The organism is Leifsonia poae, from assembly GCF_050632865.1.
GTDB lineage: Bacteria > Actinomycetota > Actinomycetes > Actinomycetales > Microbacteriaceae > Leifsonia > Leifsonia poae_B.
In genome coordinates, this window is the sequence record NZ_JBODSA010000002.1 from 366,970 (window position 1) to 383,209 (window position 16,240).

General features: G+C 72.0%; 13 protein-coding genes, 3 pseudogenes and 1 riboswitch. Of the genes and pseudogenes, 7 read left to right on the forward strand and 9 right to left on the reverse strand.

The features are described 5' to 3' along the window. Positions 1–1,278, reverse strand: a complete 1,278-nt coding sequence (locus ACRAWB_RS09045) for a chloride channel protein (RefSeq protein ID WP_431353033.1) — start codon at positions 1,276–1,278, stop codon at positions 1–3. Positions 1,279–1,365: 87 nt separating this feature from the next. On the opposite strand from ACRAWB_RS09045, the gene ACRAWB_RS09050 reads away from it, so the two are divergent. After that, positions 1,366–1,953 (forward strand): transporter, encoded by a 588-nt coding sequence (locus ACRAWB_RS09050; protein ID WP_431353034.1) that lies wholly within the window; start codon positions 1,366–1,368, stop codon positions 1,951–1,953. A gap of 9 nt (positions 1,954–1,962) precedes the next feature. On the opposite strand, the gene ACRAWB_RS09055 is transcribed toward ACRAWB_RS09050, so the two are convergent. Continuing rightward, the gene (locus ACRAWB_RS09055) at positions 1,963–2,580 is read right to left on the reverse strand and encodes a DUF4232 domain-containing protein (RefSeq protein WP_431353035.1); all 618 of its coding nucleotides are present in this window, start codon (positions 2,578–2,580) and stop codon (positions 1,963–1,965) included. A gap of 109 nt (positions 2,581–2,689) precedes the next feature. Between ACRAWB_RS09055 and ACRAWB_RS09060 the strand changes: the two genes are divergently transcribed. Continuing rightward, positions 2,690–3,784: a calcium:proton antiporter gene (locus ACRAWB_RS09060; RefSeq protein WP_431353036.1), complete on the forward strand. Its 1,095-nt coding sequence runs from the start codon at positions 2,690–2,692 to the stop codon at positions 3,782–3,784. Between the two features lie 6 nt (positions 3,785–3,790). On the opposite strand, the gene ACRAWB_RS09065 is transcribed toward ACRAWB_RS09060, so the two are convergent. Continuing rightward, complete coding sequence (locus ACRAWB_RS09065) at positions 3,791–4,360, reverse strand: TetR/AcrR family transcriptional regulator (RefSeq protein WP_431353037.1); 570 nt, start codon at positions 4,358–4,360, stop codon at positions 3,791–3,793. 102 nt (positions 4,361–4,462) lie between these two features. On the opposite strand from ACRAWB_RS09065, the gene ACRAWB_RS09070 reads away from it, so the two are divergent. Further along, entirely contained in the window at positions 4,463–5,167 is a 705-nt protein-coding gene (locus ACRAWB_RS09070) for an SDR family oxidoreductase (RefSeq protein ID WP_431353038.1), read from the forward strand. Here ACRAWB_RS09070 and ACRAWB_RS09075 read toward each other — a convergent pair. Both ACRAWB_RS09075 and ACRAWB_RS09080 read right to left on the reverse strand, forming a co-directional pair. Continuing rightward, a pseudogene (locus ACRAWB_RS09075) lies at positions 5,146–6,080 on the reverse strand (aldose 1-epimerase family protein). The gene ACRAWB_RS09070 and the pseudogene ACRAWB_RS09075 sit on opposite strands and share 22 nt — an antisense overlap. 16 nt (positions 6,081–6,096) lie before the next feature. Continuing rightward, positions 6,097–6,882 carry a DeoR/GlpR family DNA-binding transcription regulator gene (locus ACRAWB_RS09080; RefSeq protein WP_431353039.1) on the reverse strand — a complete coding sequence of 262 codons (786 nt, stop codon included), beginning with the start codon at positions 6,880–6,882 and terminating at the stop codon, positions 6,097–6,099. Positions 6,883–6,963: 81 nt separating this feature from the next. Between ACRAWB_RS09080 and galT the strand changes: the two genes are divergently transcribed. The 3 genes from galT to ACRAWB_RS09095 are packed head-to-tail and all read left to right on the forward strand — an operon-like array spanning position 6,964 to position 10,193. Continuing rightward, complete coding sequence (gene galT, locus ACRAWB_RS09085; RefSeq protein WP_431353040.1) at positions 6,964–8,172, forward strand: galactose-1-phosphate uridylyltransferase; 1,209 nt, start codon at positions 6,964–6,966, stop codon at positions 8,170–8,172. Beyond that, positions 8,169–9,329 carry a galactokinase gene (gene galK / locus ACRAWB_RS09090; protein WP_431353041.1) on the forward strand — a complete coding sequence of 387 codons (1,161 nt, stop codon included), beginning with the start codon at positions 8,169–8,171 and terminating at the stop codon, positions 9,327–9,329. The genes galT and galK overlap by 4 nt, the downstream gene beginning before the upstream one ends. A 60-nt stretch (positions 9,330–9,389) precedes the next feature. Beyond that, positions 9,390–10,193, forward strand: coding sequence for an MBL fold metallo-hydrolase (locus ACRAWB_RS09095; RefSeq protein ID WP_431353170.1), 804 nt, complete (start codon positions 9,390–9,392; stop codon positions 10,191–10,193). A gap of 104 nt (positions 10,194–10,297) precedes the next feature. Here the strand turns inward: ACRAWB_RS09095 and ACRAWB_RS09100 are convergent. From ACRAWB_RS09100 to glyA, 3 genes and pseudogenes are all read right to left on the reverse strand, one after another. Continuing rightward, a pseudogene (locus ACRAWB_RS09100) lies at positions 10,298–10,771 on the reverse strand (YbaK/EbsC family protein); the annotation flags it as partial. Continuing rightward, positions 10,768–11,648, reverse strand: a pseudogene (locus ACRAWB_RS09105) (bifunctional methylenetetrahydrofolate dehydrogenase/methenyltetrahydrofolate cyclohydrolase). The pseudogenes ACRAWB_RS09100 and ACRAWB_RS09105, both read right to left, overlap by 4 nt. Before the next feature lie 97 nt (positions 11,649–11,745). After that, the gene (glyA, locus tag ACRAWB_RS09110) at positions 11,746–13,071 is read right to left on the reverse strand and encodes a serine hydroxymethyltransferase (protein WP_431353042.1); all 1,326 of its coding nucleotides are present in this window, start codon (positions 13,069–13,071) and stop codon (positions 11,746–11,748) included. Positions 13,072–13,104: 33 nt separating this feature from the next. Continuing rightward, positions 13,105–13,203, reverse strand: a riboswitch (ZMP/ZTP riboswitch). 132 nt (positions 13,204–13,335) lie between these two features. On the opposite strand from glyA, the gene ACRAWB_RS09115 reads away from it, so the two are divergent. Next, on the forward strand, positions 13,336–14,928 hold the full coding sequence (locus ACRAWB_RS09115; RefSeq protein ID WP_431353043.1) for a family 20 glycosylhydrolase: 1,593 nt from the start codon (positions 13,336–13,338) through the stop codon (positions 14,926–14,928). A gap of 1 nt (position 14,929) precedes the next feature. On the opposite strand, the gene ACRAWB_RS09120 is transcribed toward ACRAWB_RS09115, so the two are convergent. Next, entirely contained in the window at positions 14,930–16,174 is a 1,245-nt protein-coding gene (locus tag ACRAWB_RS09120) for a hypothetical protein (RefSeq protein ID WP_431353044.1), read from the reverse strand. Positions 16,175–16,240: the final 66 nt, after the last annotated feature.

Below are 16,240 nucleotides of genomic sequence, written 5' to 3' on the forward strand. Positions count from 1 at the left end.
TCAGGCGACGCCCGTGACCCGCGACCGCTCCAGCACGTAGCCGACCGCGACCGCGCCCGCTATGCACAGCATCACCGGCGCCAGCAGGTCCGGCCCCTGGTTCGTGAACTCCAGCGTCAGCAGCAGCGCCGTGATCGGCGCGCGCATGGTCACGGCGAGGAACGCCGCCGCGCCGATCACGGCGAACGCCGGCAGCTCGGCGCCCGGCCACAGGAGGTTCCAGGCCGCGCCTCCCGCGAGCCCCAGGCCCGCGCCGATCGCCAGCGACGGGGTCAGCGTGCCGCCGGCCGCGCCCGCGCCGATCGTGCCGACGGTCGCCGCCGCCTTGACGACGCTCATCAGCAGGATCAGGAGCACCGGGAGGGACGCGGCGAACGCCAGCTGCCCGAGCGCCCGGCCGTTGCCGAGGATGGCGGGCAGCCACAGCGCGACGACGCCGACCGCGACGAACGTCAGCGGCATGGCGACGAGGATGCCCCAGGAGCGTGGGCGGTGGTCCTGCGCGAAGCGGGCGGAGCGGACGAAGCCGACCGCGGCGAGGCCGATCAGCGGGCCGGCGAGCACCGACCAGACAACGACCGACGGCGTGACGTGGAGCGCCGGGACCGCGTACAGCGGGTTGGCCGGGACGACGATCCGGGCCACCAGCGCGGCGACCGCCGAGGTCGCGAAGGCGGGCAGTACGGTCGCGAAGCTGACCTCGGCCAGCAGGATCTCGACGGCGAACACCGCGCCGCCGAACGGGACGTTGTAGACCGCGGCGAGGCCGGCTCCCGCACCGCAGGCGACGAGGATGCGCCGCTCCCGCGCCGAGACACCGGCACGCTCCGCCAGCCAGCCGGCCCACAGCGCGCCGAGCTCCCGCGGAGCAACCTCGCGGCCGATCGAGGCGCCGAGGCCGACGATGATCACCTGCAGCGCCGCGTTGGCGATCGTGACGAAGGGCGGCATCCTGCGCCCGTTCACGGACTGCTCGACCGACACGACCGCGTGCTGCGGCACCCGCCGGCCCCAGCGGCGCAGCAGGAACCACCCGACGGCGCCGACGACCCCCGCCACGGCGAGCGCGACGACGCGGTTGACGGGAGGGGCGTCCAGCAGGCCCTCGTAGAAGTCGCCCTCCGAGTAGCCGAACGCCAGATGCTGCAGGGCGTGGAGTCCTAGGTAGACCAGGCCTCCGCCGATCCCCGCGCCGACGCCGACCAGCGCCGTCACCACGACCAGACGGACCAGCCAGCCGGGCGTGGCCGGGCCGGCGGGGCGAGGGGCGGTGCGCACGTGCTCAGGGTATCGGCAGAGGCCCCACAAGGAAGGACCTCGCAATCGTGCAACGAACTGTTCACCCACCCCCACTACGGTGAAGGCGTGGCCGCCACCTCCCCCGAGCCGCTGGAGCTCGAGCAGGACGCGACGTCGACGCCGGCGTCGCGCGCGACCGCGTCACGAACGGAGACCGCCCGCGTCCATACGGGTGGGATGTCCACTCGTCGATCACTGCTCGCCACCGTGTGGCCTGCCGCCGCCGCCCTCGTCGCCGGCTGCGTGGTGGCCGGGCTGCTGCTGTCGGCGTCGCTGCGGACGGAGTTCCCGTTGTTCTCCGAGGCGTCGGCCGAGCGCGGGAGGGACTGCACCACCATCCGGAGCGCACGGCACGCCCTCGAGGCGACCCTGCAGGAGCGTCTGCCGATGGCCGCCCCGGATGTGGAGTCGGCCCGCGCCATCCGCTCGGCGGTCACCGCCTTCGACGCGCGCACCCAGGACATCGCGACGCCCGCGGTGGAGTCGGCGCTGAGTCCGGTTCGTGGCGCGCTCGACCGGTTGTCCGACAGCATCCAGGCCTACGCCGCTGCTCCCGCGGGGGCATACGCCGGCGCGGCCCGAGGCACCGTCGAGGACGCCCTCAGCGGGGTCAGCGAGTCGTGGCAGGGCGCGATCGCGCGCGTCTGCTCCTGACCGAGGGCGTCAGCTCCCGACGAGCGCGCCGACCTGCAGCAGCCCGATGGAGTCGGAGGTGCAGGCCGTGAAGTCGGAGTCCTTGACGAACAGCGACTCGGTCGACCCGGGCGGGTAGACGCGGAAGCCGTCGGCCGGCTTGGGTCCGCAGTCGGCCTCCGGGTAGTTGAGCGCCTGGGTGATCCGGAGCGGTGCCTGCGCGGTCCCGCCCGGCTGCAGCACGACGGTGGGATGCGGGGTGCTGCGGTCGAAGTCCGCCGGCTTGCCGAGCTGGGTGCCGTTGCCGTCGCCGACGAACGACACGCCCGGCCAGCCCTGCAGCGAGCACTTCGCGGAGCCGTTGTTCGTCAGGACGAGGGTGACCTCGACGCTGCCCGCCGCACCGCCGCCTCCCTTGCCGATGGTCCCGGTGAGGTTCGAGGTCTCGCACTGGCCCTCGATCGGCGTGGCGGTCGCGGTGGCGGTCCCGGTCGGCCGCGGCGAGGATGACGGGGTGCCGGAGGCGGAGGCGGATGCCGAGCCCGTGGTCGGCGCGGAGCTCGGGGTCGCGCATCCCGCGACGGCGAGCGCGACGGCGAGCGCGACACCCGCGGTGCCGGCGATGCGGAGGGTCCAGTTCGCGGTCATGGGTTCATCCCACCATGAGAAGGGCGGCGAGGGCACGGGACCCGCCGGGGCCGGCCCGCAACCGCTCCGCCACTCCCCGCGTCCAGGGCCGCCTGGCAGGATGGAACGCATGACGGCGCTCGGCTCCTGGCTCGCACGGTGGTGGACGATCGGGGTGCCTGTCATCGGCGTCGTGGTCCTGGTGGCGTTCTGGACGGTCGAGCTGAACTCGGTCGCCGTCGCCGTCATCGCGGTGGTGCTGGCGGGCACGGTCCTCGCCGCGGTGCAGCACGCGGAGGTGGTGGCGCACCGCGTCGGGGAGCCGTTCGGATCGCTCGTGCTCGCGGTCGCGGTGACGATCATCGAGGTGGCGCTCATCGTCACCCTGATGACGACCGGCAAGGACTCGCCCGAGCTCGCCCGCGACACCGTCTTCTCCGCCGTGATGATCACGATGAACGGGATCGTCGGGCTCTCGCTGCTGCTCGCCGCCTCCCGCCGGCAGTCGACCGCGTTCAACGCGCAGGGCAGCGGCGCCGCGCTCGCCACCGTGACAGCGCTCGCGACGCTGACCATGGTGCTGCCGAGCTTCACCTCGGCGCCCGGCCCGGTCTTCTCGACACCGCAGCTGGTCTTCGCGGCGATAGCGTCACTGGCGCTGTACGGGATGTTCGTCTTCACGCAGACCGTCGCGCACCGGGACTTCTTCCTCCCGGTCGGACGCAAGGGACAGCCGCTGACCGAGGACGACCACGCCGCCGCCCCCTCCAACCGGACGGCGTGGATCAGCCTCGGTCTCCTGCTCGTTTCGCTCGTCGCGGTGGTCGGACTGGCCAAGCTGGAGTCGACGCCGATCGAGCGGGCGGTCACCGGGATCGGGCTTCCGCAGTCGTTCGTCGGCGTCGTCATCGCACTGCTCGTGCTGCTGCCGGAGGGCATCGCGGCCGCGAAGGCGGCGAACCGCAACCGCACTCAGACCAGCCTCAACCTGGCGCTCGGCTCGGCCATGGCCAGCATCGGGCTCACCATCCCGGCGATCGCGGTGGCGTCGATCTGGCTGCCCGGCGCGCTGCACCTGGGGCTCGGCGCCAGTCAGATCGTGCTGCTGGTCCTCACGGTCCTGGTCAGCATCCTCACGATCGTGCAGGGGCGGGCGGTACGGCTGCAGGGCGGCATCCACCTGGTGCTGTTCGCGGCCTTCATCTTCCTGTCGATCGCGCCATAGCCGGCCTCAAGCGGTCGCGGCGTCGAACAGCTGCGCGGCCGCCTGGAGCGCGGCGTCGGGAGTGCCGCCGCGCATGGCCGCGCTGGCGGATGCGCCGTCGAACAGCAGGGTCAGCTGCACGGCGAGCAGATGCGGGTCGCGTGCGCCGGCAGCGGCGGCCTGCCGCTCGAAGTACGCGGTCAGCTCCCCCTTGAAGTGCCGGGCGACCACGGCGGCGGGATGCTCGCGGTCGCGCAGCTCGGTGGCCACGTTGACGAACGGGCAGCCGTAGAAATCGCTCACCCGCGCCGCCTCGTGCAGCGCCTCGAAGACATGGAGGGCCCGCTCGCGCGGGGTGCCCTCGCTGTCGGGCGCGAAGTAGCCGGCGACGACCTGCGGGCCGTATTCCTCGAGCATCGTGGCGACGACCGCATCCTTGCCGTCGAAGTGCTGGTAGATCGAGCGCTTGGAGACCTCGGCCTCCTGCGCGATCCGGTCGATGCCGACCGCGTTCACGCCTTCGCGCACGAACAGCCGGGCGGCGGCGGCGAGGACGCGGTCGCGGGGCTTCGGCTTGGCGGGGGTCGTCGTGGTCACGAATGGATTCTACGGGCGCGGTTGCGAAAAGTAAACCGATCTGTGTACATTGGCAGCACGCCGATACACAGATCGGTTTACTTTTCCCGGAAGGACTCCCCCATGACCGACATCACCGGACGCGTCGCCCTCGTCACCGGCGCCAACCGCGGCCTCGGCGCCGCGTACGTCGCCGCGCTCCTCGAGCGGGGCGCCACCAAGGTCTACGCCGCGGCCCGTCGGCCGGAGAGCGTCGGCATCGACGACCCGCGCGTCGTCCCGCTGCCCCTCGACGTCACCGACCCGGAGAGCATCCGCCGCGCGGCCGAGGTCGCGGGCGATGTGACCGTGCTCGTCAACAACGCGGGCATCGCATCCAACCAGTCGCTCGTGACCGGCGACCTCGACGAGATCCGCCGCGAGCTCGACACCAATTACTGGGGTCCGGTGCTCGTCACCCGCGCCTTCGCGCCGGTCATCGAGGCGAACGGGGGCGGCGCCATCGTGAACATGCACTCTGCGCTCAGCTGGTACGCCACCGGTTCGTACAGCGCGACCAAGGCCGCGCTCTGGTCCGCCAGCAACTCGGCCCGTGTCGAGCTCGCGCCGGCGGGCATCCAGGTGGTTGGCGTCCACGTCGGGTACGTCGACACGGAGATGGCCGCGGGCGCGGAGGGCATCAAGGTGCCGCCGCGCCAGGTCGTGGACGAGGCGCTGGACGCCGTCGCCGCGGACGAGGCGGAGGCGATCGTGGGCGACGTCGCGCGGGGCGTGAAGTCGCGCCTCCACGAGGACGTCCGCGTGCTCTACCCCCAGCTGGCCAGGTAGGCCTCGCCGCCGAAGCCCTCCGGACGAATGCCCCAGCTCACGGCCCAGGTCTCTCCCGGCTCCAGCCAGCGGAGGCCACGACCGGAGTTGAGGGCGTTCGCCGGGGCGGTCATCGGCTCGATCGCGAGAGCGACGCCGCCGGGCTTCGTCGCGAACGACCGGTGGGTGAACACCTGCACGTAGCGGAACGCCTCGTCGCCCCAGAGCACCACCCGGCGGCCGTCGTCGGCGGCGAGCGAGTGCTCCACCGGGCCGTCGGGCAGGTCGGCGTAGCCGGTGTCGAGGTCGAGGTCGCTGACGCGGCGGCCCGCGGACAGGTCGTACGGCGTGCCCTCGACCGGAGCCTCCCCGTCACGTTGCTGCGATCGTCCGTCTCGAAGCGGGTGCGCGCGGCGACGCGCACCGTCAGCTCCTCCGGCGGGACGTCGGCGATGCGGAGGTAGGGGTGCGCGCCGACCGCCACGGGCGCGGCCGTCTCGCCGACGTTGGTGATCGCGTGCGTGACGGACATCCCCTCGGTGTGCAGCTCGTGGGTGACGGCGGTCTCCAGCGCGAACGGGTAGCCGGGCTCGGGGTAGATCGCGGCGGCTTGAGTGACCGTCGAGTCGGTCCGATCCACCAGCTCGTAGGGGCGGCGCCGCAGCAGGCCGTGGCTGGCGTTGCCCTTGGCCGGCTCGGTGAGGTCGAGCTGCAGCGTCCTGCCCTCGTACTCCCAGCGCCCGTCCTTCACGCGGTTCGGCCAGGGCACCAGGACGATGCCGCACGCCGAGGGGGTCTGGTCCTCGGCGGGATACGGTTCGGTCAGGTCGGATTCCGCGAAACGGAGCGACCGGATGCCCGCGCCCACCTGGACGATGGTGGCGCTCAGGTCGCCGAAGTCGAGTTCGTACTGTTCACCGGTCGCGGGTCGCATGGGACCAGGGTAGGCCTCAGGCCACGACCACAGGGAGCCCCGCTTCCCGCAGCGCCCGCACCTCTGCGTCGTCGGCCGACGAGCCGGTGATGAGCTGCGAGACGTCGGCGAGCCCCGCGATGCGGCCCAGGTGGGTGCGGCCGAGCTTGCTGCCGTCGGCGACAACCACGGCCCGCTCGGCCGAGCCGACCATCACCCGCTTGAGGTCGGCCTCCGGCAGGTTGACATTGGTGATGCCGCCGGTGGGATGCACGCCCGTGCAGCCGATGAACGCCACGTCGGCGTGCACCCGCTCCAGCAGCACGGCGGCGAGGGGTTCGACCAGCGAGTGCTGCAGCGGCCGCAAGGTGCCGCCCGTCACGACGACCTCGAAGCGCGGGATGGCGCGCTCGAGCTCCAGCGCGATGGTCAGGCCGTTCGTGATCACCGTGACGTCGTCGAGGTCGTCGCGCTCGACCAGCGCGCGGGCGATCGCGGCGGTCGTCGTGCCGACGTCGAGCAGCACACTGCTGCCGGGGACGACCATCGCGGCCGCCGCGTGGCCGATCCGCCGCTTCTCGTCGGCGGACGACTCCAGCGCCTCCTCGAAGCTCGGCTCCCTGGCGCCCGCGGCGCGGAGGACGGCGCCGCCGTGGACCCGGCGGATGCTCTGCTCGCGGTCGAGCGCATCCAGATCGCTCCGCACGGTGACGTCGGAGACCTGGAACGCCTCGCTGAGGTCGGAGACACGGGCGAAACCGGCGCGCCCGATCAACTCGAGCATCCGTTCGCGGCGGAGCGCGGCGGGCAGCGGTTCGCTCATGCGTCCATGCTGGAACGCTTGCGATATCTTGTCAATACGAAAGCGTCCACGTATCCTTGCTTTCGAAATCGAAAGGATGGCATGGCCGCGATCACGAAGCGCCCCACCCGTCTCTCCGACGGCCGGGAGCTCATCTACTACGACGACGCCGACACGACCCTTCGCCCCGAGCGCAAGCCCGACCTCCGGGAGCCGGCACCGCGTCCCGCGACGGCGACCATGCGGCAGGACCCGCTCACCGGCGAGTGGGTGTCCATCGCCGCCGCACGCCAGAACCGCGTGATGCTCCCGCCCGCGGAACTCGATCCGCTGGCGCCGGCGAGCCCGACGAATCCCTCCGAGATCCCCGATCTCTACGATGTCGCGGTGTTCGAGAACAAGTCGCCGTCGTTCGGCCCGCTTCCGGAGGACGAGAACGCACCGCAGGGCGTCGACGACCTGGCCCAGGTCGGCCTCGGGCGCACCCGCACCTCCGTCGGCCGCTGCGAGGTCGTCTGCTTCAGCCCGGCGACGACCGGCGCGTTCGGCAGCCTGACGCCGTCGCGCGCGCGCACGGTGATCGAGGCGTGGGCGGACCGCACCGCCGCGCTCTCGGCGCTGCCCGGCGTGCAGCAGGTGTTCCCCTTCGAGAACCGCGGCGAGGCGATCGGCGTCACGCTGCATCACCCGCACGGGCAGATCTACGCGTACCCGTACATCACCCCGCGCACGACGGCGCTGATCCGGTCGCTCGACGCGTACGGGCCGACGCTGTTCGCGGACATCCTCGAGCGCGAGCGGGCGTCCGAGCGCGTGGTGCTGGCGGGCGAGCACTGGACGGCGTTCGTGCCCTTCGCCGCGCGTTGGCCGATCGAGATCCACGTGCTGCCGCACCGCCACGTCGCCGACCTGGCCGAGACGAACGCGGCCGAGCGCGACGAGCTTGCCACGCTCTACCTACGGGTGCTGCGCGGCGTCGACGCGCTCTACGACTCCCCCACCCCGTACATCGCCGCTTGGCACCAGGCACCCGTGGGCGTCCGGCGCGACGAGATCAGGCTCATGCTGCAGTTGACGTCGCCGCGGCGCGGGGCGGATAAGCTGAAGTTCCTGGCCGGCTCCGAGGCGGCGATGGGCGCCTGGATCGGCGACGTCCCGCCGGAGCAGGCCGCCGCGGCGGTCCGCGAGGCCATCGCGCGGGCGGATGCGGCCAACCCTGTCGGCCCGCTGCCGGTCGAGGTGACCGAGCTCGTGACCGTGGCCGCCACCACCCCCGACACCACCGACTCCGATCGAGAGGCTGACCGATGACCGACCTGCGCACCGGCGTCCGCGACGACTTCGCCCAGGTGTTCGGCCGCGAACCCGACGGCGTCTGGTCGGCGCCCGGCCGGGTCAACCTGATCGGCGAGCACACCGACTACAACCTCGGCTTCGTGCTGCCGTTCGCGATCAACCGCCGCACGGTCGCCGCTGTCGGCGTGCGCGACGACCGGGTCCTGCGGGTCGGCAGCACCTTCGCGGACGAGCTGGTGGAGGTATCCCTCGACGAGCTGACGCCGGAGGCGCTGAGCGGCTGGGCCGCGTACCCGCTGGGGGTCGCCTGGTCGCTGGGCGAGTTCGGTGCCGACCTGGCCGCGGTGCCGGGCGTCGACATCCTCATCGACTCGAACGTGCCGGTCGGCGCCGGACTGTCGTCCTCGGCCGCGATCGAGAGCGCCGTCTCCGTCGCCCTCAACGAGATCTGGCGGCTAGGACTCGACCGCCGCACCCTCGCGCGCGTCGGGCAGCGGGCCGAGAACGTCGCCGTCGGCGCGCCGACCGGAATCATGGACCAGTCGGCGTCCCTGCTCGGCGAGCGCGACGCCGCCGTCTTCCTCGACTGCCGGTCCCTCGAGTCGCAGATCGTGCCGCTCGGGCTCGAGGACGCGGGGCTCGAACTCCTCATCATCGACACCGGCGTGACCCATGCCCACGCGACCGGCGGGTACGCCGACCGCCGCCGCTCCTGCGAGGAGGGTGCGCGCATCCTGGGCGTCGAGGCGCTGCGGGACGTGTCGGTCGCCGACCTCGACCGGGCGCGCGAACTGCTCGACGACGTGACGTTCCGCCGCGTCCGCCACATCGTGACCGAGGACCAGCGCGTGCTCGACACCGTGGAGACCCTGCGCGAGGAGGGCCCGGCCGCGATCGGCCCGCTGCTCGACGCCTCCCACGTGTCCATGCGTGACGACTTCGAGATCTCGGTGCCGGAGCTCGACCTCGCCGTCGAGACGGCCCAGGCGAACGGCGCCATCGGCGCTCGCATGACGGGCGGCGGCTTCGGCGGCTCGGCGATCGCGCTCGTGCCGTCGGACGCCGTGAGCCGCGTGCTGGTCGCGCTCGACGGCGCATTCGCGGAGCACGGCTTCGGACAGCCGGACCTTTTCACCGTGCGCGCGTCGGAGGGCGCCCGCCGCGAGGACTGACTTCGCGGCGCGCCGCTGTTCACCTGCGCTTTACCCGGCAGGGGTTGGATGGGGTAGGTGATGGAGACGCACTCGACCGAGCCGCAGGTGACCTGGCTCGACCCGGACACGGCGCAGGTGCGACAGCCGAAGGCATCCCACTGGGAGGCGCCGTTCCTCTACCTGCTGTTCGGGCGGGATCGGTCGCTGCTCATCGACACGGGCGCCACGTCCGACGAGCGCGTGTTCCCGCTGCGGTCGACCGTGGAGCGGCTGACCGCCGACTGGCTGCGCCGCAACCCCGCGGTCTTCACGCGCCCGTATCCGCTGGTCGTGGCGCACTCGCACGCGCACGGCGACCACATCGCCGGGGACGCGCTGCTGCGGGACCGGCCGGGAACGACGGTCGTCGGCACGAGCCCGGCGGAGGTGATCGGCTTCTTCGGCTTCCGGTCGTGGCCGGACGAGACGGTGCCGTTCGATCTGGGACGGCGCGTGATCGACGTCATCGGCGGCCCGGGCCACGAACCCTCGGCGGTGGTCTTCTTCGACCGTCAGACGGGCATCCTGTTCACGGGCGACACGGTGCTGCCCGCGCACCTCTACGTGCGCGATCTGCCGCAGTATCGGGCGACGATCGAGCGGCTGATCCGCTTCCGCGACGATCCCACCGCGCCGGTGAACGAGCTTCGCGGCGCGCACGTCGAAATGTCCGCGACGCCGGGCGTCGCCTACCCGCCCGGGACAGTGGATCAGCCCGACGAAGCCGAGTTGCCGCTGCGTCCGCGCATCCTGGATCGCGTGCTGACCGCTCTCGACGAGCTGACCGGCGCCACCGGGGAGCGCGTCGTCCGCCGCCGCTTCATCGTCGTCATCGACCGCTGACCCCGCCCCGCTGCACCCGCCATCGAGTCCGCACAGAGTGCACGCGACACGCCGTGCGGGCGTGCACTCTTCGTGTACTCGAGGGAGGGGTCAGGGGGTGACGGGGACGGGGTGCCGTGGGTGAGGCGGACCAGCTCGTCGAAGGTGGTCGGGAAGACGGTGTGGGCGTGGCCGGCCGCCGCCCAGACCTGGGGGTAACCGGCCAGCGCTTCATCGACGACCGTGAGGAGCGGCGCGGGATGGCCGACGGGAGCGACCCCGCCGATGGTCTGGCCGGTCGCCGCCTTGACCGTGTCCGGATCGGCGCGGCGGATGCGGCCGCCCAGCCGCTCGCCCAGGAAGGCGGTGTCGACGCGGTGCGCGCCCGAGGTCATGACGAGCAGCGGCTCCCCGTCGAGCGTGAAGACGAGGGAGTTGGCGATTGCGCCGACCTCGACGCCGAGTTCCGCGGCCGCCGCGACGGCGGTCGGCGTCGCCGTGTGGAACCAGCGCACGCGCGGCTCCACCCCGGCCGCGAGCAGGGCCGCCTCGACGCGCTCGACGGCCGGATGCGTCCGCTCGGCTGATTCCTCGGTCATGCGAGCTCCCTCTCCGCCGCCTCGACGATGTTCTGCAGCAGCAGAGCGCGCGTCATCGGCCCCACCCCGCCGGGGTTGGGCGAGATCCAGGAGGCGACCTCGGCCACCTCGGGCGCGACGTCTCCGGCGACCACGCTCTTGCCGGTCACCGGGTCCTCGACCCGGCTCACGCCCACGTCGAGCACGACCGCGCCGGGCTTCACGTCGTCGGCGGTGATCAGTCCAGCGACGCCCGCCGCGGAGATGATCACGTCGGCCCGGCGCAGGTGCTCGGTGAGGGACCGCGTCCCTGTGTGCGTCAGGGTGACCGTCGCGTTGAACTCGCGCCGGGTGAGCAGCGCGCCGATGGAGCGGCCGACGGTGACGCCGCGCCCGACGACCACCACATCCGCGCCGCGCAGGTCGACGCCGTGGCGCACCATCAGCTCGATCACGCCGCGCGGCGTGCACGGCAGCGGGGAGGTGATCGGGTCGTTGGCGTTGAGGACGAGGCGGCCGAGGTTCGTGGGGTGCAGGCCGTCCGCATCCTTCGCCGGGTCGACCAGCTCGAGGATCGCGTGGGTGTCGAGGTGCGCGGGCAGCGGCAGCTGGACGATGAAGCCGGTGCAGTCGGGGTCGGCGTTGAGGTCTTCGACCACGGCCTCCAGCTCCGCCTGCGAGATGTCCGCGGGCAGATCGCGCCGGATGGAGGCGATGCCCACCTCCGCGCAGTCGCGGTGCTTGCCCGCGACGTACCACTGCGAGCCGGGGTCGTCGCCGACGAGGATGGTGCCGAGCCCCGGCACGACCCCTTCTCGCGCAGCGCTCCCACCCGGGCCCGCAGCTCCGCCTTGATCTCGCTCGCGGTCGCCTTGCCGTCCAGTATCTGCGCAGTCACACTCACTCCTTGCGTTTCCGCCATCGAGTACACGAAGAATGCACGGGACACGCCGTGGCGGCGTGCACTCTTCGTGTACTCGACGGAGGGGTGGGAATCAGATGGAGGACGGGAGCTCGACGGGGAAGCCCTCCTGGCCGGACGCGGTCAGGCCGGGGTAGAGCGGGAAGGCCGAGGTGAGCGCGTCGACGCGGGCGCGCAGCGCCTTCGTGTCGGCGACAGGACGCAGCGCGAGCGCGATGATGTCGGCCACCTCGGTGAACTCGGTGTCGCCGAAGCCGCGGGTCGCGAGCGCGGGCGTGCCGATGCGGAGACCCGAGGTCACCATCGGCGGGCGCGGGTCGAACGGCACCGCGTTGCGGTTGACCGTGATGCCGACCTCGTGCAGCACGTCCTCGGCCTGCTGGCCGTCCAGCTCCGAGGTGCGGAGGTCGGCGAGCACCAGGTGAACGTCGGTACCGCCGGTGAGCACGTCCACGCCGGCGGCGCGGGAGTCGTCGGCGGTCAGGCGCTCGGCCAGGATCTGCGCGCCGCGGATGGTGCGCTCCTGGCGGTCCTTGAACTCCTCCGTCGCGGCGAGCTTGAACGCGGTCGCCTTGGCGGCGATCACGTGCATCAGCGGGCCGCCTTGCTGGCCCGGGAAGACGTTGGAGTTGAGCTTCTTGGCGAGCTCGGTGTCGCGGCTGACGATGAAGCCGGAGCGCGGGCCGCCGATGGTCTTGTGCACCGTGGACGAGACGACGTCGGCGTGCGGCACGGGCGACGGGTGGAGCCCAGCGGCGACGAGGCCGGCGAAGTGCGCCATGTCGACCCACAGCTTGGCGCCCACCTCGTCCGCGATCTCGCGGAACGCGGCGAAGTCGAGCTGGCGCGGGTAGGCCGACCAGCCGGCGATGATGACCTGCGGCTTGTGCTCGAGCGCCTTGTCGCGCACGACGTTCATGTCGACGAGGAACGACTCGGGGTCGACGCCGTACGAGACGGCGTTGTAGAGCTTGCCCGAGAAGTTGAGCTTCATCCCGTGCGTCAGGTGGCCGCCGTGCGACAGCTCCAGACCCAGGATGGTGTCGCCCGGCGTCGCGATGGCGGACAGCACGGCGGCGTTGGCCGAAGCGCCCGAGTGCGGCTGGACGTTGGCGTACTCGGCGCCGAAGAGGGCCTTCGCGCGGTCGATCGCCAGCTGCTCGGCGATGTCGACGTACTCGCAGCCGCCGTAGTAGCGGCGGCCCGGGTAGCCCTCCGCGTACTTGTTGGTGAGCACCGATCCGACCGCTTCGAGCACGGCGCGCGGCACGAAGTTCTCGGACGCGATCATCTCGAGGTAGTCGCGCTGGCGGCCGAGCTCCAGCTGGAGCACTTCGGCGATCTCGGGGTCGACCTCGGAGAGAGGCGCTGTGAACGTGGAGGGCAACGTGTCGGTCAAAACCGGCTCCTTCGTACAGGGATGGATCATCTGCGTATCGACCCAGGCGCGCGGCCGAATCCACCCGTGTTCAAGGAGGTTGCGTGTCGCTCCCCGATGGTGACCATCTGAGCGCCAGTTGCGACGTGGGACAGCATAGCAAAGCAGGCACCCGCCGGAACCCTTGCCCATTAGTTAGGAGCCCTGCAATACTCGCTTCTGGTCGACCAGCGGGGGTGGCGGTGCCGGCCGGTCCGCACTCCCCCGAGCCTCCAGGAGCCCACCGTGGTCGTGCCCCGCCCCGTCCGCACCGAGAATTCCGCGGCCTCACCGTTCGTGCTGACCGACGCCGCGCGCATCAGCGTCGCGGGAATCGGCGCCGACGGAGTGGCCCGTCTGCTGTCCGCAGAACTGGCGTCGGACTGCGGCCGCGAGCCCGCGATCGTGGCGGAACCGCCCGCCTACGGCGACATCGCGATCGTCATCGCACCCGGCGAGGGACCACATGAGGACGGGTCGGACAGCGCCGAGGGCTACACGCTCGAGGTCTCGGCCGAGGCCGTCCGGATCGGGGCTGCGACGACCGCAGGCGCCTTCTGGGGCGTGCAGACTCTGCGCCAGCTGCTGCCCGCCGCCTGCGACGGGGAGCCATTGTCCATCGATGCCGTCCGCATCCACGACAACCCCCGGTACGCGTACCGCGGCGCGATGCTGGATGTGGCGCGCCACTTCTTCACGCCGGCCGAGGTGAAGCGCTTCATCGACGCGATCGTCCTGCTCAAGCTGAACCATCTGCACCTGCACCTGACCGACGACCAGGGCTGGCGCATCCAGATCGAGTCGTGGCCCGAGCTGACCCGCATCGGCGGCTCGACCGGCAGCGACGGCAGCCGTGGCGGCTTCTACACGCAGGCCCAGTTCCGCGACCTCGTGTCGTACGCGGCCGAGCGGCACATCACCGTCGTCCCCGAGATCGACATGCCCGGTCACACGAACGCGGCGCTCGCGTCCTATCCCGAGCTCAACCCCGGCGGGGTCGCGCCGGCGCTCTACACCGGTTCGGAGGTCGGCTTCAGCACGCTGCGCACCGGCGACCCGGTCACGCAGCGGTTCGTTCGCGACGTGATCCGCGAGGTCGCGGCGCTCACCCCCGGCCCCTACCTCCACCTGGGCGGCGACGAGTGCCTGAGCACGACCGACGCCGACTTCGCCGCGTTCGTGCAGGATGCGTTCCGCGTCGTCGCGGAGAACGGCAAGACGCCCGTCGGCTGGCACGAGGTCGGCAAGGCCGGCGGCCTCCCCGCCGGCACGATCGGGCAGTACTGGGACTTCACCGCCCCGCGCGGCCGCGCCGCCGAACTGGCGCTCTCCTTCGTCCGCGACGGCGGATCGGTGATCATGTCGCCGTCCGACGTCGCCTACCTCGACATCGTGTACGCCGAGGGCGACCCGATCGGGCAGGACTGGACAGGCTCCCCCACCACGCTCCGCGACTCCTTCTTCTGGGACCCGGCGCGCATCGTCCCCGGCCTCGGGGATGCACACATCCTGGGCGTGGAGGCGCCGCTCTGGACCGAGACGGTCGCGACGATCGAAGAGGTGGAGCAGATGGTCTTCCCGCGGCTCGCCGCGGTGGCCGAGGTCGGCTGGTCGACCGCGCCGGCCGACACCGAGCCCGTGGTCGCGGCGCGCGACCTGGCGGACTTCTCCGACCGGCTCGCGTCCCTCGCCGAGCACTGGGATGCGGCGGGGACGAACTATCGGCGCGTGCCGGAAGTGGCGTGGCCCGCGCGGTGGAGCTCAGGGGCAGCGCGGAGCGGTGCCGCGACCCCAGCGCCGAGGGAGCCTGCGACCGAGGTAACGGAGGCTGCCCGATAGATCACGGGTACCCGATGAACCACAGCAGCGCCAGCGCCACCGGCTGGAGCGCGATGCACGCGATCAGCGTCGCCCTCCGCGCCCGGCGGTTGCGCGTCAGCCCCCGCGCCCCCGCGAGCGGCGACAGCGGCAGCAGCAGCCGGAACGTGCTCTGCTGCGGCAGGAACACCGCGAACAGGTAGAGCCCGTAGCTGACGGCGTACGCGACCACGTCCGTCCCGAGCGCGCGCACCGACGGCCGGGTCACGATCCAGACGAAGCCCGCCACGATCCCGATCACGATCAGGGCGCCCAGGATGCTGAGGTACCGCCAGCTGAGCAGGAACCACGGCGTCAGCGGGATGAACGCCACTTTGCCGATGAAGCCGGTCCACCACGACAGCTCGGTCGCGACGTAGGCGTCGCCCGTCCCCGTCACCGCCGCGGCGATGATCGGCCACGCCATCCCCGCGACAGCCATCGCGGCGCCCGCCACGATCATGCTCAGCCGTTCGCGCGGACGGAACGGCTCGCCGCCGCGCCGCACCTGCAGCATCCGGATCAGCAGCACGATGGCGAGCGCCAGGGGCAACGCGAGCGCGCCGGGGCGCGTGAACGCCGCAGCCACCCCGAACGGCAGCATGAGCCAGTAGCGCCGCTGGATCATCATCAGCAGCGCCCCGAACATCAGGAAGAAGAACAGGCTCTCGGCGTACGCGATCTGCAGCACGAACGAGAGCGGCCCGAAGCAGAAGAACGCGGTGGCCCAGAACGCGCTGGACACGCCCGCGCGCGCCGCGACCAGGCGGAACAGCACGATGCTCGCCGCCGCGCCGAACACCATGGCGACCGCCACCCCGGCCGGGTAGAAGTCCATCCCGGTCACGAAGGTCAGCGCCCGCACGATGATCGGGTACAGCGGCAGGAACGCCCAGGGGTTCTGCTGCACCGAGCCGTCGGCGTCGAGCGGCAGCGACGTCGGATAGCCCTGCTCCACGATCTGGCTGTAGTAGGCGCCGTCCCAGGCGCCGGAGAACGTGAAGAACGTGGGATCCATCCGCGGGCTGGCGTACTCCCAGTGCCCCACGTTCGCGGCGATGAACAGCGCCAGCATGAGCGCCGTCGTCAGCAGCCGTGAGACGGCGTACATCACGAGGACCGCCGCCCACCAGGGCACCTCGCGGCCGGCGAACCGCAGCCGCCGGGGTACGGCGAGCGGTGCGGCCGTGAGAACCGGTCGCCGGGTGCTCGTGGTTTCCGCTGTCATCGTCCCATCCGTGAGGCCGCCCCGCTGATTTCGCCTCTTGGATGGTACCCGCGCGGGATGTGCGCG

Coding starts and splice junctions, on each gene's coding strand:
- ACRAWB_RS09070 (WP_431353038.1), top strand. CDS start 4,463: ATGACCGACATCACCGGACGCGTCGCCCTCGTCACCGGCGCCAACCGC.
- ACRAWB_RS09060 (WP_431353036.1), top strand. CDS start 2,690: ATGACGGCGCTCGGCTCCTGGCTCGCACGGTGGTGGACGATCGGGGTG.
- galT (WP_431353040.1), top strand. CDS start 6,964: ATGGCCGCGATCACGAAGCGCCCCACCCGTCTCTCCGACGGCCGGGAG.
- ACRAWB_RS09080 (WP_431353039.1), bottom strand. CDS start 6,882: ATGAGCGAACCGCTGCCCGCCGCGCTCCGCCGCGAACGGATGCTCGAG.
- ACRAWB_RS09055 (WP_431353035.1), bottom strand. CDS start 2,580: ATGACCGCGAACTGGACCCTCCGCATCGCCGGCACCGCGGGTGTCGCG.
- galK (WP_431353041.1), top strand. CDS start 8,169: ATGACCGACCTGCGCACCGGCGTCCGCGACGACTTCGCCCAGGTGTTC.
- ACRAWB_RS09120 (WP_431353044.1), bottom strand. CDS start 16,174: ATGACAGCGGAAACCACGAGCACCCGGCGACCGGTTCTCACGGCCGCA.
- ACRAWB_RS09095 (WP_431353170.1), top strand. CDS start 9,390: ATGGAGACGCACTCGACCGAGCCGCAGGTGACCTGGCTCGACCCGGAC.